We start from the raw sequence: 21034 nt of genomic DNA on the forward strand, positions 1-21034 counted from the left end.
CCCGATGACGACGACCGCCATCACCAACATCGCCAGTCTGGTCACCAACGACCCCTCCCTCTACGTGGATTCCCCCCTGGGTCTGATCCGGGACGCGGCAGTCGTCATCGAGGGCGACCGGGTCGTCTGGACCGGTGAGTCAAGCAAAGCACCCGCCACTGACAACGCCGTCGACGCGGGCGGCCGGGCGGCGATCCCCGGCTTCGTCGACTCCCACTCCCACCTCCTGTTCGCGGGCGACCGCACCGAGGAGTTCAACGCCCGGATGTCCGGCCGCCCCTACAGCGCGGGCGGTATCAGGACCACGGTCGCCGCCACCCGCGCCGCCACCGACGGCGAACTCTCCGCCAACGTCGCCCGCTACCTCGCCGAGGCGCTGCGCCAGGGCACCACCACCGTCGAGACCAAGTCCGGCTACGGCCTCACCGTCGAGGACGAGGCCCGTGCTCTGCGCATCGCGGCTCAGCACACCGAAGAGGTCACCTACCTCGGCGCCCACATCGTCTCCCCGGACTACGCCGACGACCCGGCAGGCTACGTCGACCTGGTCACCGGAGCGATGCTCGACGCCTGTGCCCCGTACGCCCGTTGGGTCGACGTCTTCTGCGAGAAGGGCGCCTTCGACGGCGACCAGGCCCGCGCCATCCTCACCGCCGGCCGCGCCAAGGGCCTGCACCCCCGCGTCCACGCCAACCAGCTCGGCCACGGCCCCGGGGTCCAGCTCGCCGTCGAGCTCGACGCCGCGTCCGCCGACCACTGCACCCACCTCACCGATGCGGACGTCGACGCCCTGGCCCAGGGCAACACCGTCGCCACCCTGCTTCCCGGTGCCGAGTTCTCCACCCGCGCCACCTGGCCGGACGCCCGCCGCATCCTCGACGCGGGCGCCACCGTAGCGCTCTCCACCGACTGCAACCCGGGCTCGTCGTTCACGTCCTCCATGCCCTTCTGCATCGCCCTCGCCGTACGCGACATGGGCATGACCCCGGACGAGGCCCTCTGGTCCGCCACCGCGGGCGGCGCGGCGGCCCTGCGCCGTACGGACATCGGCCGCATCACCCCCGGCGCCCGCGCCGACCTGGTCCTCCTCGACGCACCCAGCCATGTCCACCTCGCCTACCGGCCGGGCGTCCCGCTGGTCCACGCGGTCTGGCAGCACGGCGAGCGCGTCGTCTGAGCGCCGGCCGACACGGCACCGCGTCTGTGACAAGGCGGTGGTGAACACCTCGCCCAGCCCCATGACGCTCCGTCAAACATGCGGAAGGACCCGCCCTTTGCCGGGCAGGTCCTTCCGCATGGGGCTCGCGGTGCGCCGTGCGGGTGTTCCGCGGGCGGGCGATAGGCCCTCACTCCTCCAGCGTCAGGCCCTTTCTGAGCTTGACCAGCGTGCGGGAGAGCAGCCGCGACACATGCATCTGGGAGATGCCCAGCTCCTCACCGATCTCCGACTGCGTCATATTGGCGACGAACCGGAGCGAGAGGATGGTGCGGTCGCGGCCCGGCAGTGAGGCGATCAGCGGCTTCAGGGACTCGACGTACTCGATGCCTTCGAGTCCGTGGTCCTCGTAGCCGATACGGTCCGCCAGCGCGCTTTCGTGCTCGTCCTCCTCGGGCTTGGCGTCCAGCGAACTCGCGGTGTACGCGTTGCTCGCGGCCATGCCCTCGACGACCTCGTCGTTGGTGATGCCGAGGCGGTCGGCGAGCTCGCCCACGGTGGGTGAACGATCCAGCTTCTGGGCGAGCTCGTCGCCCGCCTTGGCCAGGTCGAGCCGCAGCTCCTGCAGTCGGCGCGGTACGCGCACGGACCAACTGGTGTCGCGGAAGAAGCGCTTGATCTCGCCGACGATGGTCGGCATCGCGAACGTCGGGAACTCCACGCCCCGGCTGAGCTCGAAGCGGTCGATCGCCTTGATCAGGCCGATGGTGCCGACCTGGATGATGTCCTCCATCGGTTCGCTGCGGGAGCGGAACCGGGAGGCGGCGAACTTGACCAGGGCCAGGTTCAGTTCGACGAGCGTATTGCGGACGTACGAGTACTCGTGGGTGCCCTCTTCGAGGGATTCGAGCCGCGCGAAGAGCGTCTTCGACAGGGCCCTGGCGTCCAGCGGCCCCACTTCGTCGTAGGGCGGGATCTCGGGAAGTCCTTCGAGACCGTCGGTGATGCCGTAGTTGTCGACACTGTCGACGGCGGTGCTGCTGGTGCTGCTGGTGCGCGTGCCGTCTCCGGCGTTCGCGGCGGGGGAGTCTGAGTGGGTCAGTCCCTGAGGACATGCTGACGTCGCATCGTGGGTACGCGGTCCGTCGAGCCGGGGTGACATGATCGCCTCCATCGTTCTCGGCATATGGCTGCCGATGCCCATACGTGTTTCCTGCGGTGAAGCGGCGCCTCCAAAGCCGACCGTGTTTTGGGTGTCCCCCTACCCTTACCCGGTTCGGACGGGCAGTTACAAGCTCCAATTGGGGCTATATGTCCGGTTTGTTGAGGTCTTCGGCTACCACGTGGCGTACGGAACGCGTACTGTTTCAAGAACGTCAGCGACGGCTGCAACGAATCTGCGCACGCTGATACGCAGGCAGTGACGACGGCGAAGAGGGATGGGCATGGACCGCGGGACGGTCGGCAGTGCGAACCGGGGTCGGCTTCAGGTCGAGGCCCGCACCGAGGGGCGCAGCGAGGTCGTGACGCCGGTGGGTGAGCTGGATCACCATACGGCGGATCTGCTGCGGGAACCCCTGGAGAGTGCGGTCGAGCAGGGGCGAGTACGTCTGGTGGTCGACTGCTCGCGACTCGAATTCTGTGATTCCACCGGGCTCAATGTGCTGCTCGGTGCCCGCCTCAAGGCGGAGGCGGCCGGGGGAGGAGTCCATTTGGCCGGAATGCTGCCGGTGGTGGCGCGGGTCTTCGAGATCACCGGGGCCGAGGCGGTCTTCACCGTCCACGACTCCCTGGAAGCGGCCCTGGACACCTGATCGTGGCGCGTTTCGCGGCCCCGGGTGCCTCATGTGTTGCCCGTGTCACGCGATCCGTGCGGACGAAGCGGGTGTTGTCGCGATTCGGCCGGGCAGGAGACACCCGGCGGAGTCGTGGGCGGCCCGCGCACTCTGTATCTGTACTTGTAACTGTTCAATGGCGACATGGTGAATCGGTGAGGTGAAGCGCTGATGAGCACCACCCGGCAGCATCCGCCGGGCGACCTCGGCCGCGAGCCGGAGGACGTCGGCGTGGGCGCACGCGCGGACGCGGGCGCCGACGCGGCTTCCCCCGAGACGGTCGAGCGGCAGTGGCGCACGTTGTCGCTGCGGGGAGTCGGCGGCATCGTGCCGACGGCCCGCGACTTCGCCCGCCAGGCGCTTCACGACTGGGGCTGGCTCCCTGCGACGAGCGCCGACGGACGGGCCGCCGCCGAGGACGTCCTGCTGGTCGTCTCCGAACTGGTCACCAACGCCTGTCTGCACGCGGACGGTCCGGAAGAGCTGCGTATCGCCTGCACGGCGAAGGTGTTGCGGGTGGAGGTCGTCGACGGGGGCGCGGGGCAGCCCGCACCGCGCACCCCGCACCGGGCCGGCCGGCCCGGTGGGCACGGCATGTTCATCGTGCAGCGGCTCTGCCTGGACTGGGGTGTTCTGAGGGTGGCGGGCCGAGCAGGCAAAACCGTCTGGGCGGAGCTGGCCGCCCCCGCGTAGTCGCTGGTTCGGGACATGGGGGCGCATGGCCCCGCATTTGCACCTTTGAAGAGCGCGCCGGATCGGCGCGCTCTTTGTCTTCCCTCCACAAGGCCCCAGGCGTACCTTGAGCGCCCGATCTGATGTGTCGTCAGTAACTTGCGTCGGCGAGAGACGGCGCACGGCGACTTCCGGCATGAGGGGAACTCAAGGTGTCCTACCAGAAGCGAACAGCTCTCGCGCTGGCGTCCGCGCTGGCGGGCACGGTGGTGCTGATGGCCGCGCCCGCCGCCCACGCCACGGTCGTTGACGTCAATTACCAGTGCAAGACCCCGATCGGGGACAAGAGTGCCGTGTCTCCCATCGACATCAAGAGCGTCAAGAGCGGCGGAGGCTACAAGCTCACGATGTCCTTCCAGAAGGGCGTCTCGTCCAGCCCCGTCGAACTGGGCAAGGGTGCGATGAGCCCCAGCGCGGTCATCAAGGTGGGGGGCGCGGACCCGGGCCAGGTCCAGGTCTCCGGTGCGCCGAACTCCGCCGCCATCCCCGCCAACACCCCCATCAAGATCAGTGACCTGTCGGGTACGTACACCCCGAAGAAGAGCGGCAAGGTCGACTTCACCGCCGGTGTGCTGACCATCAAGGCGCTGGGTACGACCACGACCTGCACCCCCTCCAACAACCCGGGGCCGTCGCTCCAGCTCGATGTGACGGCCGCGGGCAACGCGCAGAGCACCCCGGACAACGGCGGGCAGCTGCCGAAGACCGGTCCGCTCGACTCGGCCGTGGCGCTCGGCACGCTCGGCGGCACGGTGCTGCTGACCGGTGCGGCCGGGGTGCTCTGGCTGACCAGGCGCGGGCAGGGGGCCGTGCGCCGATAGGGCGTTTCCTCAGGATCGGGCCGGATCCGGAAGGGACGCCCCGGCCCCACGATCCCGCCGCCGCCGTCACGCACCAGGGAGCTGCCCATGCCGTCGCCGACCGGTCACGCCGCCCGACTCGTCCTCGCCGTACTGCTGTTCACCTTCGTCATGACTCCGGTGGCCGGCGCCGCGGCCCGGCGGCCGACGCCCGCGAGCACCGCGTCGTGGACGGCGCAGCCCGCGGGGAACGGTTCCGGCACGGACGGCGGCCGACCGTACTTCTATCTGGAGGGCCCGCCCGGCACCGTTCTCCAGGACCGGCTCTCCGTCACCAACTCCGGTACGGCACCGGTCACCGTGCGGCTGCGCGGCGCCGACGCGTACAACGCCGAGGACGGCGACCCCGCGGTACGCGGCGGCAAGGGCTCCACCGGGACCGGCGCCTGGCTGCGGACCGCCGCTGCCCAGGTGACCGTGCCGGCCCGCACCCGCGCCGATGTGCCGTTCTCCGTCACGGTGCCGACGGGCGCGACGCCCGGCGACCACCCCGGTGCGATCGTCGTGCGGAGCGGCGACCGCTCGGTGGGCGTACGGGTCCAACTGCGGGTCGGCGGGCCGACGCTGGCTGCGCTCACCGTCGAGGACGTCACCGTGTCCGGGCGGACCATCCACTACACGCTGGTCAACCGCGGCAACACGGCGCTGGCCCCGCGGATCGCCGTCGGCGCCGACGGAGTGTTCGGGACGCTGCTGCGGCGCGAGGCGCGCACGCTGCCGGTGGAGCTGCTGCCCGGACAGCGCGTCAGGCTCAGCGAACCGTGGCGGGATGCCCCGGCCCTCGACTCGGTGACCGTACGGCTGCGCGTCACGGCGGCAGGGGGCGCGCACAGTGAGGCGACGGCCCGTGCGGTCTTCGTCCCGTGGGCGCCGGTGACCGGCGGTGCACTGCTGCTCCTGGCCGCCGTCGCCGCGGGCGCGTACGCGTACCGGCTCCGGCGCTCACGCAGACGGCCACCGGACGACGGCGGGCCCGGACGGTCCTCGGGTGTTCAACAGCACTCGGAGAGAAGGAACTTGGTGAAGGCGGGAGCGGAATCGTGACTCGACAGGCCGGACCGGCATCACTTCAAAGCGGCAGCCACCGGTGGGCGGCCGCGCTGCTCGGCGCCCTGCTGCCCGTCCTGCTGATGCTCTCCGCGACCGGCGCCGACGCGGCGGTTACGAGGGCCGCGGACGCGAAGCCCGTGGTCACCCTCTCCAAGCAGCAGGCGGGCAAGGGTGGTGACATCACCGTCAAGGGCAGCGGCTGGCGCCCGAACACGCTGCTGATGATGCTGATCTGCGGACAGTCCACGCCGGACCGCGGTGTGATCGGCGGTACCAACTCCTGTGCCAATGCCGAGGGCCGTGCCGTCACCACCGGCACCGAGGGCGGCTTCAGCAAGAAGATGCCGGTCACCGAGCCGCCCGCACCCTGCCCCTGCGTGGTGCATGTCGCCACCGTCACCGGGGAACAGGCCACCGCCGACGCCGTGTTCGTCGTCGCCGGCCACCCGGTCGCCGAGCTGCCGAAGGAGAGCGAGGGGGGCAGGCTCGCGGTGCTGGCCACCACCCGGCTCGAGGGCGACAGCGGAATCCTCACCTGGTTCGGCGCCCCGCCCTCCCGGCAACTGGTCTTCACCGTGGGCAATCTCGGCTCCGCTCCCGTCAAGGACCCTGTCTTCCGGATCGGCACCGCGCACGGCGTCTTCGCCCTGCAGTGGGAGGAGCGGCAGTGGCGCGGCACCATTGAGCCCGGCCGCAAGGCGCAGATCAAGCTGCCGGTCGAACTGACGGCGGGCGCCCACGGCGACTACCAGGTCTCGCTGAAGTACGGCAGCAAGGTGCTGGCCGAGCAGCCGTGGGGGGTCGGCCGCCCCTGGGGAGTCACGCTCTTCTGGATCCTGCTGTGCGTCGTCGTACCGGCCGCCGTGTTCCGGATCGGCATGGCGATCGTCGACAGAGTACGCCCCCGCACCTCGCGCACCCCGGTCCGCGCCGGGCGCCACCGCCATCCGCAACTGGCCGATGTGACCGCCAGGCTCCCGAAGCTGCGCCGCGCACCGGGGCCCGCTGAGAGCCCCGCGGCAGCGCCCACCACCACGGCTGCGCTGCCATGGTTCACACCCGATTCCGCACCGTCAGAGAACAGACCGACGACGAAGGGACATTCGTGAGTACGCAACGCAGGACGGTCGCGGCGGGAGTCGCGATGATGCTCGGCGGCGCGGGCATGCTGCTGGCCGCGAGTCCGGCCCAGGCCGCCGACATCTCGTACAAGACGGAGTGCATTCCCCCGCCCATCTCCGGGCTGCCGCCCGTGCAGGGCACCACCAAGGTGCAGTTGACCGCGCCGGCCGAGGCGAAGGTCGGGGACACCGTCGAGGTGGTGTGGAAGACGGTCGAGGCCGCTTCCAGGAACCCCGACGTCCTCGACCTGGAGAAGGACACGGTCAAGCCGACCGGCACCATCAAGGTGGGCGGCGCGGCCACGGGCACCCTGCAGATGGAAGGGCCGCGGCAGAACCCGCCGATCCCCAAGAACAGCGCCATGGTGCTGTCCGACATGAAGGGCACACTGAAGCTGGAGAAGGCCGGTGAGATCACGCTGACACCGGACGCCTACAACATCAACGTCTCCAAACCGATCTCCACGGACACCAAGTGCACCCCGAAGGAGACCGTGCAGCCGGGCGCGACCATCAAGGTCACGGACGGCGGCGGATCCACGACCGCGGGCGGCACGACCACCGGTTCCACCACCGGTTCCACCACCGGTTCCACCACCGCGGGCGGTACGACGACCGCGGGCGGTACGACTGCGGGCACGACCGCCGGCGGTACGGACACGGGCGGCACGGACTCCGGCGGCACGACGACCGCGGGCGGCACCACCTCGGGCTCCGGCGGAGGGCAGACCGACTTCCCCGGCAAGGAGGTCTCGGTCAACTTCGCCTGTACGTCCCCGGGGCCGGCCGGCATCGCCTCCAAGGTGACGATCAACGCGAAGAAGAGCGGCGGGAGTTACGCACTCACGGTCAAGACGGCCAAGGGCGTGATGGACAGCCCCGCCGCGCTGCCCGCCGGTGCGCTCAAGCCGTCCATGGACGTCGTCATCGGCGGCGCCGACAAGGGCTCGGTGAAGGTCACCGGACCCGCCAACGCCACACCGCTGGAGCAGGGCAAGCCGGTCGATCTGTCCGACATGACCGGAACCTACAAGCCGGGCGCGTCCGGGAAATCCACGCTCAGCCCCGGCACCCTGACGATCGATGTCACCCTGGGCTCCTCGAAGATCAACATCCCCTGCAAGGTCAAGGGTTCGGTGACCCCGTCGCTGGAACTCGACACCACAGCCCAGCAGGGCGGCGCCTCCGGAGGCACCACCACGGGCTCCACGGGCTCCACGGCAGGCGGCACGGACTCCGGCGGTGGACTGGCCGCCACCGGGGCCGAGGACAACGGCACCCTGCGCGCACTCGGCCTGGTCGCGGGGACGGCGATCCTGCTGGGCGGCGCCGTGTTCACCTTCACCCCGTGGCGCAGGCTGCGCGGCACCAGGTGAGCTGAGCTCCGTACGAATGCACGCGAGGGGCCGTTGCACCGATGTGTCGGTGCAACGGCCCCTCGTGCAGCCGGGTTCGGTGTGTCAGCGCACGTCGCCCATGAGCTGCTTGACCTTGCCGCGGTACATGAAGACCGCGGCACCCGCGGCAACGGCGAGGATGGCCTCAAATGTGACCACGCCGGTGCCGTTGAGCTCCACACCCGCGATGGACAGCAGACCCGTGATGCAGTCACCGGCGGTGACGGCCAGGAACCAGACACCCATCATCTGGCTGGCGTACTTGGCCGGAGCCATCTTCGTGGTGACGGAGAGACCCACCGGGGACAGTGTCAGCTCGGCGACCGTCTGGACGAAGTAGATCGCGACCAGCCACATCGCGGCGGCCTTGTGGCCGTCGGTCGCGATCGTCAGCGGCATCAGGAAGAGGAAGAACGACGCACCGACCAGCACCAGGCCGGAGCTGAACTTCACGATGGTGCTGGGCTCCTTGCCGCGGCGGTTCAGCGACAGCCAGAAGGCGGCGAAGAGCGGGGCCAGCGCCATGATCAGGACCGGGTTGACCGACTGGTACCAGGAGACCGGGAAGTTCCAGCCGAAGACGCTGTTGTCGGCCGAGGTGTCGGCGAAGATCGCGACCGTCGAACCGCCCTGGTCGTAGATCATCCAGAAGATGGCGGCGGCGACGAAGAACCAGATGTAGCCGGACATCTTCGACTGCTCGGTGGCGCTGAGCTCCTTGTCGCGCTTGATGCGCGCCAGGACGACGACCGGAATGACCAGGCCCGCGACGGTGATGGGGACCAGGAGCCAGTTGAGCGTGTAGACGCCGGTGACGACCGTGACGATGTAGAAGACGGCCGCGACGGCCAGCCAGATCATGCCCTTGCGCAGCGTGCTCGCCCGCTCGGCGACGGACAGCGGCTTCGGGACGACGAGGCTGCGCTCGTTCAGGTGGCGGGTGCCCATCAGGAACTGGGCGAGGCCGAGTCCCATGCCGACCGCGGCGAGCGCGAAGCCCAGGTGCCAGTTGACGTTCTCACCGACGGTGCCGATGATCAGCGGCGCCGCGAAGGCACCCGCGTTGATGCCCATGTAGAAGATCGTGAAGCCGCCGTCGCGGCGCGGGTCGTCCGGGCCGTCGTAGAGGTGGCCGACCATCGTCGAGATGTTGGACTTCAGCAGACCGGAGCCGATGGCGACCAGTCCGAGACCGGCGAAGAAGGTGCCCTGCAAGGGCAGCGCCAGCGCCAGGTGGCCGATCATGATGATCGCACCGGCGACGGCGACGGTCTTGCGGGGACCCCAGACACGGTCGCCGAACCAGCCGCCGGGCATGGCGAGCAGGTAGACCAGCGACACGTAGACCGAATAGATCGCCGTGGCCGTGGCCGGGTTCATGTGAAGCCCGTTGGGGGCGATCAAGTAGAGGGGGAGCAGTGCCCTCATGCCGTAGTAGCTGAAGCGCTCCCACATCTCGGTCATGAAGAGAGTGGCCAGGCCGCGGGGGTGGCCGAAGAAGGTCTTCTCGGATCCAGAAGTACTGGCCGGGTCCTTCGTCAGGCTGGACGCCATGGTCGATCCTTGCTCGCTCGGGACGCGACGCCTCGTGAGCGTGACGCGCCCGGTGGGGGGAGGCCGGCACCGACACAAGGCCATGCCCCACCCCAACGCCTGACAGGGGATTCGTCCCGACCGCCGGACTCGTCGAGGAGCCGACTGACGAAGACGGGGACCGACCGCATCGGGATCCACGCCCGGTGCGCATCCTCGCGTTCCGGGCCCGGCCACAGGTCATTCACTGAATTCACGACTGGCGGGCACCAGCCGGCAGAACAAAAGAGACCCTCGGCGCTAAAAGCTGCCCAAGGGTCCTTGAGTAGTGCAACAGGCGTCGAGCAACCATACGACACGACACTGCCGGATATGAATGGACTTGAGAGATGGATCACAGGTCGCGATGGAGTCACGCTCCCATATTCGAAGGCCCTTCTCTGTTTTCCTCACGGACCCGCAGGGCTTTTCGATCACCTCACAGCACCCGCCCTGCGCGGACTACCATCACTCCATGACCCGTGTACTGCTCGCCGAGGACGACGCATCCATCTCGGAGCCACTGGCCCGCGCCCTGCGTCGGGAGGGTTACGAGGTCGAGGTCCGCGAAGACGGTCCGACCGCTCTCGACGCCGGCCTCCAGGGCGGGATCGACCTGGTCGTACTCGACCTGGGCCTGCCCGGGATGGACGGCCTCGAAGTTGCCCGCAGGCTCCGTGCCGAAGGCCACACCGTGCCGGTCCTGGTGCTGACCGCCCGCGCCGACGAGGTGGACACCGTCGTCGGCCTGGACGCGGGCGCCGACGACTACGTCACCAAGCCCTTCCGCCTGGCCGAACTGCTCGCCCGCGTCCGGGCCCTGCTGCGTCGTGGTGCCACCGAACCCGCTCCGCAGCCCGCCACCCACGGCGTCAGGATCGACGTCGAGTCGCACCGGGCCTGGATGGGCGACGAGGAACTCCAGCTCACCGCCAAGGAGTTCGACCTGCTGCGGGTCCTGGTCCGCGACGCCGGCCGGGTCGTCACCCGTGACCAGCTGATGCGCGAGGTCTGGGACACCACCTGGTGGTCGTCGACCAAGACCCTCGACATGCACATCTCCTGGCTCCGCAAGAAGCTCGGTGACGACGCGGCCAACCCCCGCTACATCGCGACCGTACGGGGCGTCGGCTTCCGCTTCGAGAAGAGCTGACGTACAGAAGCACTCATGCGCCGCAGACTGATCAACTCCACGCTCGCCGTGGTGCTCGTGGTGATCGCCGTCTTCGGCGTCTCCCTCGTCATCGTCGAGAGCCGCACCATCAGCAACAGCGCCCAGGAGAGTGTCGACTCCGAGGCGCTGCGGCTGATCAGCGTCGTCGAGAGCCGGCTCCTGGGGGCGGAGCGGATCAACCCCGCGCTGCTGGCCGAGCAGATCTCCAGCAAGCGCTACGCACTGGTCAAGATCCCCGGACGTGCCCCCCTCGAAGTCGGTACGCGCCCCACCGGCAGGGTGATCAGCAGCACGGCCGAGGGGGAGCACGGCGAGCGCGTCACCGTCGAGGAATCCAGCACCGCCGTCACCCGTGAGGTCGGCCGCACCCTGATGATCATCGGTGCGGTGGCGCTGCTGGCCATCGTCTCGGCCGTGCTCCTCGCCGTACGTCAGGCCAACAAGCTGGCCTCGCCGCTGACGGACCTCGCCGAGACCGCCGAACGCCTGGGCTCCGGCGATCCACGACCGCGCCACAAGCGGTACGGAGTGCCGGAGCTGGACCGGGTCGCCGACGTCCTGGACTCCTCCGCCGAGCGGATCGCCCGGATGCTGACCGCGGAACGCCGGCTGGCCGCCGACGCCTCGCACCAGCTCCGTACGCCGCTGACCGCGCTCTCCATGCGGATCGAGGAGATCTCGGTCACCGACGACCCGGACACGGTGAAGGAGGAGGCGAACATCGCCCTCACCCAGGTCGAGCGGCTCACCGATGTGGTGGAGCGGCTGCTGACCAACGCCCGCGATCCGCGTACCGGCTCCGCCGTCGTCTTCGACCTCGACGAGGTCGTCAAGCAGCAGATCGAGGAGTGGCGCCCGGCCTACCGGGGCGAGGGCCGCGCCATCGTCCGCTCCGGAAAGAAGGGGCTGCGGGCCGTCGGCACGCCGGGCGCGGTCGCCCAGGTGCTGGCCGCACTGATCGAGAACTCACTGATGCACGGCGGCGGCACGGTCGCGCTGCGCACCCGGGTCACCGGCAATCAGGCGGTGATCGAGGTCACGGACGAGGGCCCGGGCGTGCCCCCCGATCTCGGCGCCAGGATCTTCGAGCGGACGATCAGCGGCCGCAACTCCACCGGCATCGGCCTCGCGGTCGCCAGGGATCTCGCGGAGGCGGACGGCGGCCGCCTCGAACTGCTTCAGCAGCAGCCACCGGTCTTCGCCCTGTTCCTCAGCCGGGTGGCCCTCAAGAGACAGGAACCGGAACGCCCTGTGCGGTGAGCGCGTGCGGTGGGTGGCTACCGCCGCACCGAATCCGCCTCGACCCGCGGCACCTGCTCCGTTCGCCCCTGCTTCAGGAACCCCTCCGCGCTCAGCACGGTCTCCTTCGCGGGCAGCGCCTTGAACACCCACGTCCGGTAGGACCAGAAGCGGAACAGCGTCGCGATGCCGATCCCGAGGATCTTGAAGACATTGCTCTGGAACGGGGTGTCCCACCCGAACCCGTACGTCGCCACGTACAGCACACCATTCTCGATGACCGCACCCACACCGCTGAACAGCAGGAACAGCGTCAGCTCCCGGGTCCGTCCGCTCTTGTCACGGTCCCGGTACGTCCAGTAGCGGAAGCCGATGTAATTGAAGAGGATGGCGACGAACGTGCCCAGCAGACCTGCCCGCACCACCTGAAGGTCCGTGGTGCGCCAGAGCAGGTTGGATACCGCGATATTGACCACCAGGCCGAGTGCGCCGACCGCGCCGAACTTGGCGACCTCCCGGGCCAGCAGATCCAGCCGGGTCCGCAGTGCGCCCCGTTCGCTCATGGTGATCGCTCAGCCCGTCTGTCGGTTACGTCAACCCGCTCATGCTATCCAGCCCGTCCAGGGGTTGCCTGTGGATGTTCTGTCAGGTGTGGCGATGCTGTGACGTGCCCCCCGCCGGGGCGGGCGGAGGGCATCGTCGGGAGACCCCCGGAGCGACGGATACCCTGGAGGAGTGACGTTCCCGGTAGTCGGCATGGTCGGCGGCGGTCAGCTCGCCCGTATGACCCACGAGGCGGGCATCCCCCTCGGCATCAAGTTCAAGCTCCTCAGTGACACCCCCCAGGACTCGGCGGCCCAGGTGGTGAACGAAGTCGTCGTCGGCGACTATCGCGACCTGGACACGCTGCGTGCCTTCGCGCGCGGCTGTGACGTGATCACCTTCGATCACGAGCACGTACCGACCGAACACCTGCGGGCCCTGGAGGCGGACGGTATTCCCGTGCGCCCGGGACCCGATGCACTGGTGCACGCCCAGGACAAGGGGGTGATGCGCGCGAAACTCACCGAGGTCGGCGCGCCCTGCCCCCGCCACCGCGTCGTGAAGGACCCGGCCGACGTCGCGGCCTTCGCGAAAGAGGTCGGGGGCTTCCCCGTCATCCTCAAGACGGTCCGCGGCGGCTACGACGGCAAGGGCGTCTGGGTGGTCCGCTCCGAGGCGGACGCGGCCGACCCCTTCCGGGCCGGTGTCGCGGTCCTCGCCGAGGAGAAGGTCGACTTCGTACGGGAGCTGGCGGCCAACATCGTCCGCTCGCCGCACGGCCAGGCCGTCGCGTACCCGGTCGTCGAGTCGATCCAGGTCGACGGGGTCTGTGACACGGTCATCGCCCCGGCCCCGGAGCTGGACGAGGGGCTCGCGGGCGAGGCCCAGCAGCTCGCTCTCCGTATCGCCTCCGAGCTCGGCGTCGTCGGCCATCTCGCCGTCGAACTCTTCGAGACCCGTGGACCCGACGGGAAGCCCGGCATCCTGGTCAACGAGCTCGCGATGCGCCCGCACAACTCCGGGCACTGGACCCAGGACGGCGCGATCACCTCGCAGTTCGCCAACCACGTCCGGGCCGTCCTCGACCTCCCGCTCGGCGACCCGCGCCCGCGCGCCACCTGGACGGTCATGTCCAATGTGCTCGGCGGCGACTACCCGGACATGTACCAGGCGTATCTGCACTGCATGGCCCGCGACCCGCAGCTCAAGATCCACATGTACGGCAAGGACGTGAAGCCCGGCCGCAAGGTCGGACACGTCAACACCTACGGCGACGACTTGGCGGACGTGCGAGACCGAGCCCGCCATGCAGCTGACTACCTCAGAGGAACGATCACCGAATGACTTCCCCCGCCTCCGCCGCGCCGGTCGTCGGCATCGTCATGGGCTCGGACTCCGACTGGCCCGTCATGGAAGCAGCGGCCAAGGCCCTCGACGAGTTCGAGATCCCCTACGAGGTCGACGTCGTCTCCGCCCACCGCATGCCGCGCGAAATGATCGCGTACGGCGAGCACGCGTCGGACCGCGGCCTCAAGGCGATCATCGCGGGCGCGGGCGGCGCCGCCCACCTGCCCGGCATGCTCGCCTCCGTCACCCCGCTGCCCGTCATCGGCGTCCCGGTCCCGCTGAAGTACCTGGACGGCATGGACAGCCTGCTCTCCATCGTGCAGATGCCCGCCGGTGTCCCCGTCGCCACCGTCTCGGTCGGCGGCGCACGCAACGCGGGCCTGCTCGCCGCACGCATCCTCGCCGCCCAAGACAGCGAGCTGCAGGCCCGCATGGTCGAGTTCCTGCAGGAGCTGAACGACCAGGCGACGGAGAAGGGCAAGCGGCTGCGCAGCAAGGTCGAGGGCAGCGACTCCTTCGGCTTCGGGAAGTAGGCCACCCGTGGACCAGCTGAAGCGGGCCGCGGAGCTCCTCGCCGAATACCCCGTCGTCGACGGTCACAACGATCTGCCGTGGGCGCTGCGCGAACAGGTCGGCTACGACCTGGACGCCCGCGACATCGCCACCGACCAGTCCGCCCATCTGCACACCGACATCCCGCGGCTGCGCGCGGGCGGTGTCGGTGCCCAGTTCTGGTCCGTCTACGTACAGTCCGACATGGCGGGCGACGAAGCCGTCAGCGCCACCCTCGAACAGATCGATGTGGTCACCGAACTGCTGGAGCGCTACCCCGCGGACCTGCGGCGCGCCCTGACCGCCGACGACATGGAGACGGCCCGCACCGAAGGCCGTATCGCCTCCCTGATGGGCGCCGAGGGCGGCCACTCCATCAACAACTCGCTGGGCACCCTGCGCGCGCTGCACGCCCTGGGCGTCCGCTACATGACGCTCACCCACAACGACAACATCGCGTGGGCGGACTCGGCGACCGACGAGCCGGGCGTCGGCGGTCTCTCGCCCTTCGGCCACGAGGTCGTACGGGAGATGAACCGCACCGGCATGCTGGTCGACCTCTCCCATGTGGCGGCCACCACGATGCGCGACGCGCTCGACACCTCCACCGCGCCGGTGATCTTCTCGCACTCCTCGTCGCGCGCGATCTGCGACCACCCGCGCAACATCCCCGACGACGTCCTCGGCCGGCTCCCGGCCAACGGCGGCATCGCCATGGCGACCTTCGTACCGAAGTTCGTGCTCCCGGCAGCCGTCGCCTGGACCCATGCCGCGGACGAGAACATGCGTGCCCACGGCCTGCACCACCTCGACACCACCGCGCAGGCCATGAAGATCCACGCAGCCTTCGAAGCGGCCAATCCGCGCCCGATGGCCACCGTGGCGACGATCGCCGACCACCTCGACCACATGCGCGAGGTCGCCGGGATCGACCACATCGGCATCGGCGGCGACTACGACGGCACCGCCTTCCTCCCGGAGGGCCTCAGGGACGTCGCGGGCTACCCGAACCTGATCGCGGAGCTGCTCGGCCGGAACTGGTCCACCGCCGATCTCGCTAAGCTCACCTGGCAGAACGCGGTACGGGTACTGCGCGACGCCGAGGACGTCGCACGCGAGCTGAGCACGCACCGGGCCCCGTCCCACGCCACGATCGAGCAGCTGGACGACCGGGCCGGCTGAGCCGGAGCTGTCGCGTGCGGGGCACCCCAGGGGTGCCCCGCACGTTTTCTAACCCGCACACAGACAGAACGGGTGCCCCGCAGGATCCGCGTACACCCGGAAACTCCGCTCCCGGTCCTCCGCATCCAGCACGGCCGCACCCAGCGCAAGCACCTCCCGCTCCGCCGCGTCCAGATCCGGCACGGTCAGATCCAGATGGAGCTGCTGCGAGCCGTCCGGGCCCGGCCACCGCGGCGGCACGAAACCGGGCGCGGCCTGGAACGCGAGCGGCACGGCCGCGCCGCCGGTCAGCTCCACCCAGCCCTCGTGGTCCTCGACCTTTCCGCCGAGCAGCCCGGCGTAGAACCCGGCGAGCGCAGCGGGGTCGGGGCAGTCCAGAACGACGGCACCCAGTGTGGCGACGGCCATGACACTTCCTCCTTCAGGCAGGGATGGTTACCGCTAAGGCGTCCCAATGGGTAACCGTTACTGCATGCTGCCGCAATAGAGGTAACGTCGCAACCGTGAATGAGAAGGATTCCGCGCCCGGTGGACTCGCGCTGATCGAGGCCCTGGTCAACACACTGGACATCGAGACCGGTGCGGACACTCTCGATACGGCGGGCGGGCGCGCCGCCTTCTCTCTCGCCGAGCCGGACGTTCCGGACGCCCGCGTTCTGCGCGAGGCGCTCCGCACCGCCTGCCTCGCCCATGCCGGCCACCGCCCGCCGGACGGCTCCGCAGCGCCCCCGCTCGACCGGCTCCTCGCCGAAGCGCCCCTGCGCGTCACCGTCGACGCGGCGGGCGCCGCTTCACTGCGGCCCGCCGCCGAACCGGCCGGTCTGACCGCCCGTGTCGCAGCGGCCATCGCCACCGCGGCGGCCGACGGCACCTGGGCCCGGCTCAAGGCGTGCGAGGCCGAGGACTGCCAATGGGCCTATTACGACCGCAGCCCGGCGGGGCGCCGCCGCTGGTGCTCCATGTCGGTGTGCGGTGCCCGCGCCAAAATGCGCACCTACCGCGCGAAGCGCGGCTGAGACCGGTCCGAAGACCGGATACGTCAGGCCTTCGGGCGCCCCATCGCCCGGTACGTCCAGCCGGCCTCGCGCCACAGTTCGCTGTCGAGCGCGTTCCGGCCGTCCAGGATGATCCGGCGGGACACGACCTCGCCGAGCGCCGCCGGGTCCAGCTCGCGGAACTCGCGCCACTCCGTCAGATGCAGCACCACATCCGCGCCGCGCACCGCGTCCAGCGCCGAGTCCGCGTATCCGAGGGTCGGGAAGAGCCGCCGGGCGTTGTCCATGCCCTTCGGGTCGAAGACCGTGACCTGGCCGCCCTGCAGGTGTATCTGCCCGGCCACGTTCAGCGCCGGTGAGTCCCGTACGTCGTCCGAGTCCGGCTTGAACGTCGCACCCAGGACCGCCACCCGCTTGCCGAGGAACGAATCGCCGCCCACGGCCTCCCGGGCCAGCTCCACCATGTGGCCGCGGCGCCGCATATTGATCGAGTCGACCTCGCGGAGGAAGGTCAGCGCCTGGTCCGCGCCCAGCTCACCGGCGCGCGCCATGAAGGCCCGGATGTCCTTCGGCAGACAGCCGCCGCCGAAGCCGATCCCGGCCCGCAGGAACTTGGACCCGATCCGCTCGTCGTGCCCGATCGCCTCGGCCAGCTTCTTCACATCGCCGTCGGCGGCCTCGCAGACCTCAGCCATGGCGTTGATGAACGAGATCTTCGTGGCCAGGAAGGAATTGGCCGCGGTCTTCACCAGCTCGGCGGTCGGGAAGTCCGTCACCACGAACGGCGACCCCTCGGCGACCGGCACCGCGTACACCTCGCGCAGCAGCTTCTCGGCCCGCTCGCTCGCCACGCCGACGACGATCCGGTCCGGGTGCAGGGTGTCCTTCACGGCGAAGCCCTCGCGCAGGAACTCCGGGTTCCAGGCCAGCTCCGCCTCCGCACCCACCGGCGCCAGCTCCGCCAGCCGCGCCGCGAGCCGGGCCGCCGAACCCACCGGCACGGTCGACTTCCCGACGACCAGAGCGGGCCGGGTCAGATGCGGTGCCAGCGACTCGAAGGCGCTGTCGACGTAGCTCATGTCACAGGCGTACTCGCCGTGCTTCTGCGGAGTGTTCACGCAGACGAAGTGCACATCGCCGAAGGCCGCCACCTCTTCCCACGAGGTGGTGAACCGCAGCCGTCCGGTGGCTCCCTCGATGCCCTCCACATGCTTGCGGAGCAGCTCTTCGAGGCCCGGCTCGTACATCGGGACCTTGCCGGTGCTCAGCATCTCGATCTTCTCGGGCACGACATCGAGGCCGAGCACTTCGAAGCCCAGTTCCGCCATGGCCGCGGCGTGGGTGGCGCCGAGGTAGCCGGTGCCGATCACAGTGATCCTGAGGGCCATGTAGTGCTCCTGGGAGATGCGGACAGACGTGCGGTGAACGAGCATAGTCGTGCCTCTGGAGGCCCGGTTTCCGGCTGCCTGCGCAGCTTCTCCCACCCCTGTCGCGAAGCTCACGCACGCATTGCATAGGCCATCGCGGGAGCGGAGCTCTAAAATCGGGTTACTTAACGGTAGTTAGCATCTTTGGGGAGTGAGCGTCTTGGCGGGTTCGACCGATTTCGACCTGTACCGTCCGGCCGAGGAGCACGAGATGCTCCGCGAGACGGTACGTGCGCTCGCCGAGGCGAAGATCGCCCCGTACGCGGCAGCGGTCGACGAGGAGGCGCGCTTCCCGCAGGAGGCGCTGGACGCCCTGACTGCCGCGGACCTGCACGCGGTGCACGTGCCCGAGGAGTACGGCGGCGCGGGCGCCGACGCCCTCGCCACGGTCATCGTGATCGAGGAGGTGGCCCGTGTCTGCGCCTCCTCCTCTCTCATCCCGGCCGTGAACAAGCTCGGCTCGCTCCCCGTGGTCCTCTCCGGCTCCGAGGACCTGAAGAAGAAGTACCTGGGCCCGCTCGCCAAGGGCGACGGCATGTTCTCGTACTGCCTCTCCGAGCCCGATGCGGGTTCCGACGCGGCGGGCATGAAGACCAGGGCCGTGCGCGACGGCGACTTCTGGGTCCTCAACGGTGTGAAGCGCTGGATCACCAACGCGGGCGTCTCCGAGTACTACACGGTCATGGCCGTCACCGACCCGACCAAGCGCTCCAAGGGCATCTCCGCCTTCGTCGTCGAGAAGTCGGACGAGGGCGTCTCCTTCGGCGCCCCGGAGAAGAAGCTCGGCATCAAGGGCTCCCCGACCCGCGAGGTCTACTTCGACAACGTCCGTATCCCCGCCGACCGCATCATCGGCGAGGAGGGCACCGGCTTCGCCACCGCGATGAAGACCCTGGACCACACTCGCATCACGATCGCGGCCCAGGCCCTCGGTATCGCGCAGGGCGCACTCGACTACGCCAAGGGCTACGTCCAGGAGCGCAAGCAGTTCGGCAAGCCGATCGGCGACTTCCAGGGCGTCCAGTTCATGCTCGCCGACATGGCGATGAAGCTGGAGGCGGCCCGCCAGCTCACCTACTCGGCCGCCGCCAAGTCCGAGCGCCTCGACGGCGACCTCACCTTCTTCGGCGCCGCGGCCAAGTGCTTCGCCTCCGACGCCGCGATGGAGATCACCACGGACGCGGTCCAGCTGCTCGGCGGCTACGGCTACACGCGGGACTACCCGGTGGAGCGGATGATGCGCGACGCGAAGATCACGCAGATTTATGAAGGCACGAATCAGGTGCAGCGCATCGTCATGGCGCGCAACCTGCCGTAGCAGGGTTTTCGCAGGTCAGCGGCCATTTCTGATGGCTCGCGGGCGGTGATCGGCTTCCGGTCCGTTCGGGACCGCTTCGGGCTGATCATGGGCGTCATGCTGGGGAAATCCTGGGCTGACACTGGGCCCTGGGCAACCCCTGACCTGCACAAACACCACGGCCCCCGGCATCGCGCCGGGGGCCGTTCGCGTGGGCCCTGTCAGGCCACCTCTGTCTGTCCTTCGGTGGGGTCGTCGGCGCCCGGCGTCAGCATCGTGGCGATGGCCGCGCGCCCGCGCTGCTCAGCACCGTCTTCCTACCGGATCCACCCGGAGGGCGATCCGGGTCGGCGCGTTTGATCACGACCTCACGCATGCCCTGGCTGGGAGGGGCGGGCCCGATCGTGTCGCCTCGGGTGGGCTCGGCCATGCGGCAGACCGCGAGGCAGCGTCGCAGGCCGCGGAACTGTTCCAGTGTCCGCAGCGCGGAGTTGAGCGTCGGCCGGTGGCCCGGGCAGGACCGCTCAGCGGGCAGTGCCACCACTTCCCAGCACGCCATGCAGCGCATCACCCCGGAGTGCTCCGGGTCGCTCTCCACGCTGCCACCGCACCCGGGGCACTGTTTCATGACGACTCCCTACGCGGTCACGTCGAACTCCCCCTTCTGCACACTCCAGCGACTGGCCCAAACCCCAAAAGAAGCGGCGCCGGCCTGAGCCTCTACCAGGTCGTCAGCGAGATGCAGTCACTCCTCGCAGTCTGGACCGGCGCCTGCCCCACCTGCCACCGCGACATACCCATGGCGATACCAACCTGACCAAGCACTACTGGCCCTGGGTCAAGCCCTGGCGATATTCCTGCCCGGCATTGGCTCCGCGAGTGCTGTCCGCCATTCAGGCGCACCGAAGGCGTCCGCGAAGTACTGCGTCTCGTGCACCACATGCCCGTGGGCAAATTCCATAATGCTCACTGAGTAGGTGGGCACCCCGTCGTACGTGATGACACACTCGTTCACCCACAGATCCCCGCTGCCAACGATCCGGTGGACGGTGAAGTGCCGACTGGCAGGGTGCCCGCCACGTTGCGCCGAAATCGCGACGCGGCCCCGGAATCGTTCACCTGACTGGGGGTAGTCGAGGATCGCGTCCACAGCGTAGATGGCGTGCTCGGCTTCGGTATCCCCACGTTCCGATGCCCGCCAGTGTTCCTCGAGTGCGGCCATGGTCCGGATATCAGGATCCATCGCATTGTCCCTTCTGCAGGCGGCCGGAGCGATCCGGGGACCTGGGAACGCTTCGAGGCTTCCTCCCAGGACGCTGGGCCGTTGAACGTAATGGGCGACGGTGACAGCGCAGACCGCCCAACGCAGCGACTCGGCTTCAGGGCAGCTGCGGATCAAGATCGGACAACTCGTGATGCGTGGAAATGCTTGGTACCCAGTCCGGCGACACGTTCAGGTGAGAACGCTTCCGCGGCATGGGGCCGAGTCGTACCTTCTGCGCTGCTTGGCCTCGATCCTATGTGACGGCCCGTCGGTTCGCCTGACGGCCCGTCA

The 21034-nt window shown here is 69.3% G+C and carries 21 protein-coding genes; 14 read left to right on the forward strand and 7 right to left on the reverse strand.

Annotation, left to right across the window (positions count from 1 at the left end; all coding sequences use genetic code 11):
• The first annotated feature begins 4 nt into the window (after window positions 1–4).
• Entirely contained in the window at window positions 5–1177 is a 1173-nt protein-coding gene (gene hutI, locus NRF20_RS27575; protein ID WP_398630942.1) for an imidazolonepropionase, read from the forward strand.
• A gap of 169 nt (window positions 1178–1346) precedes the next feature.
• Here the strand turns inward: hutI and NRF20_RS27580 are convergent, their stop codons facing one another.
• Entirely contained in the window at window positions 1347–2318 is a 972-nt protein-coding gene (locus NRF20_RS27580) for an RNA polymerase sigma factor SigF (RefSeq protein WP_398631051.1), read from the reverse strand.
• A gap of 283 nt (window positions 2319–2601) precedes the next feature.
• On the opposite strand from NRF20_RS27580, the gene NRF20_RS27585 reads away from it, so the two are divergent.
• The 6 genes from NRF20_RS27585 (at window position 2602) to NRF20_RS27610 (ending at window position 8130) form a co-directional block, all read left to right on the forward strand.
• Window positions 2602–2970 (forward strand): STAS domain-containing protein, encoded by a 369-nt coding sequence (locus NRF20_RS27585; RefSeq protein ID WP_093898739.1) that lies wholly within the window; start codon window positions 2602–2604, stop codon window positions 2968–2970.
• A 192-nt stretch (window positions 2971–3162) separates the two neighbouring features.
• A complete protein-coding gene (locus tag NRF20_RS27590; protein WP_398630941.1) occupies window positions 3163–3684 on the forward strand; it encodes an ATP-binding protein in 522 nt (173 codons plus the stop codon).
• 191 nt (window positions 3685–3875) lie between these two features.
• Window positions 3876–4544: a peptidase gene (locus NRF20_RS27595; RefSeq protein WP_413753461.1), complete on the forward strand. Its 669-nt coding sequence runs from the start codon at window positions 3876–3878 to the stop codon at window positions 4542–4544.
• 87 nt (window positions 4545–4631) lie between these two features.
• Window positions 4632–5627, forward strand: a complete 996-nt coding sequence (locus tag NRF20_RS27600) for a hypothetical protein (RefSeq protein WP_413753462.1) — start codon at window positions 4632–4634, stop codon at window positions 5625–5627.
• The gene (locus NRF20_RS27605; RefSeq protein ID WP_413753463.1) at window positions 5624–6742 is read left to right on the forward strand and encodes a hypothetical protein; all 1119 of its coding nucleotides are present in this window, start codon (window positions 5624–5626) and stop codon (window positions 6740–6742) included. The genes NRF20_RS27600 and NRF20_RS27605 overlap by 4 nt, the downstream gene beginning before the upstream one ends.
• A gap of 38 nt (window positions 6743–6780) precedes the next feature.
• Entirely contained in the window at window positions 6781–8130 is a 1350-nt protein-coding gene (locus tag NRF20_RS27610) for a hypothetical protein (protein WP_398631050.1), read from the forward strand.
• A gap of 84 nt (window positions 8131–8214) precedes the next feature.
• Here NRF20_RS27610 and NRF20_RS27615 read toward each other — a convergent pair whose 3' ends face one another.
• Window positions 8215–9705: an oligopeptide:H+ symporter gene (locus tag NRF20_RS27615; RefSeq protein ID WP_413753464.1), complete on the reverse strand. Its 1491-nt coding sequence runs from the start codon at window positions 9703–9705 to the stop codon at window positions 8215–8217.
• 493 nt (window positions 9706–10198) lie between these two features.
• Between NRF20_RS27615 and NRF20_RS27620 the strand changes: the two genes are divergently transcribed.
• Together NRF20_RS27620 and NRF20_RS27625 are read left to right on the forward strand one after the other, a co-directional pair.
• Window positions 10199–10876: a response regulator transcription factor gene (locus NRF20_RS27620; RefSeq protein ID WP_018524728.1), complete on the forward strand. Its 678-nt coding sequence runs from the start codon at window positions 10199–10201 to the stop codon at window positions 10874–10876.
• A 15-nt stretch (window positions 10877–10891) separates the two neighbouring features.
• Complete coding sequence (locus NRF20_RS27625) at window positions 10892–12157, forward strand: ATP-binding protein (RefSeq protein ID WP_266361073.1); 1266 nt, start codon at window positions 10892–10894, stop codon at window positions 12155–12157.
• Window positions 12158–12174: 17 nt separating this feature from the next.
• Here the strand turns inward: NRF20_RS27625 and NRF20_RS27630 are convergent, their stop codons facing one another.
• Window positions 12175–12699 carry a GtrA family protein gene (locus NRF20_RS27630; RefSeq protein ID WP_398630936.1) on the reverse strand — a complete coding sequence of 175 codons (525 nt, stop codon included), beginning with the start codon at window positions 12697–12699 and terminating at the stop codon, window positions 12175–12177.
• Between the two features lie 172 nt (window positions 12700–12871).
• Here NRF20_RS27630 and NRF20_RS27635 point away from each other — a divergent pair, with 172 nt between their 5' ends.
• The 3 genes from NRF20_RS27635 to NRF20_RS27645 are packed head-to-tail and all read left to right on the forward strand — an operon-like array spanning window position 12872 to window position 15760.
• Window positions 12872–14023 carry a 5-(carboxyamino)imidazole ribonucleotide synthase gene (locus NRF20_RS27635; protein ID WP_413753465.1) on the forward strand — a complete coding sequence of 384 codons (1152 nt, stop codon included), beginning with the start codon at window positions 12872–12874 and terminating at the stop codon, window positions 14021–14023.
• A complete protein-coding gene (gene purE, locus NRF20_RS27640; protein WP_398630934.1) occupies window positions 14020–14559 on the forward strand; it encodes a 5-(carboxyamino)imidazole ribonucleotide mutase in 540 nt (179 codons plus the stop codon). The genes NRF20_RS27635 and purE overlap by 4 nt, the downstream gene beginning before the upstream one ends.
• Window positions 14560–14566: 7 nt before the next feature.
• Window positions 14567–15760 (forward strand): dipeptidase, encoded by a 1194-nt coding sequence (locus NRF20_RS27645; RefSeq protein ID WP_398630933.1) that lies wholly within the window; start codon window positions 14567–14569, stop codon window positions 15758–15760.
• Window positions 15761–15808: 48 nt separating this feature from the next.
• On the opposite strand, the gene NRF20_RS27650 is transcribed toward NRF20_RS27645, so the two are convergent.
• The gene (locus NRF20_RS27650) at window positions 15809–16168 is read right to left on the reverse strand and encodes a VOC family protein (protein ID WP_266361078.1); all 360 of its coding nucleotides are present in this window, start codon (window positions 16166–16168) and stop codon (window positions 15809–15811) included.
• A gap of 95 nt (window positions 16169–16263) precedes the next feature.
• On the opposite strand from NRF20_RS27650, the gene NRF20_RS27655 reads away from it, so the two are divergent.
• Window positions 16264–16776, forward strand: coding sequence for a CGNR zinc finger domain-containing protein (locus NRF20_RS27655; protein WP_398630932.1), 513 nt, complete (start codon window positions 16264–16266; stop codon window positions 16774–16776).
• A gap of 23 nt (window positions 16777–16799) precedes the next feature.
• Here the strand turns inward: NRF20_RS27655 and NRF20_RS27660 are convergent, their stop codons facing one another.
• Window positions 16800–18143 (reverse strand): UDP-glucose dehydrogenase family protein, encoded by a 1344-nt coding sequence (locus NRF20_RS27660; RefSeq protein ID WP_266361080.1) that lies wholly within the window; start codon window positions 18141–18143, stop codon window positions 16800–16802.
• Between the two features lie 199 nt (window positions 18144–18342).
• Between NRF20_RS27660 and NRF20_RS27665 the strand changes: the two genes are divergently transcribed.
• Entirely contained in the window at window positions 18343–19500 is a 1158-nt protein-coding gene (locus NRF20_RS27665; protein ID WP_329835172.1) for an acyl-CoA dehydrogenase family protein, read from the forward strand.
• A 247-nt stretch (window positions 19501–19747) separates the two neighbouring features.
• On the opposite strand, the gene NRF20_RS27670 is transcribed toward NRF20_RS27665, so the two are convergent.
• Window positions 19748–20107, reverse strand: a complete 360-nt coding sequence (locus NRF20_RS27670) for a hypothetical protein (protein WP_413753466.1) — start codon at window positions 20105–20107, stop codon at window positions 19748–19750.
• A 210-nt stretch (window positions 20108–20317) separates the two neighbouring features.
• Window positions 20318–20701 (reverse strand): nuclear transport factor 2 family protein, encoded by a 384-nt coding sequence (locus NRF20_RS27675; protein ID WP_413753467.1) that lies wholly within the window; start codon window positions 20699–20701, stop codon window positions 20318–20320.
• Window positions 20702–21034: the final 333 nt, after the last annotated feature.

Origin of the sequence: Streptomyces sp. R-74717, assembly GCF_047305335.1 — a bacterium.
Classification (GTDB): domain Bacteria; phylum Actinomycetota; class Actinomycetes; order Streptomycetales; family Streptomycetaceae; genus Streptomyces; species Streptomyces atratus.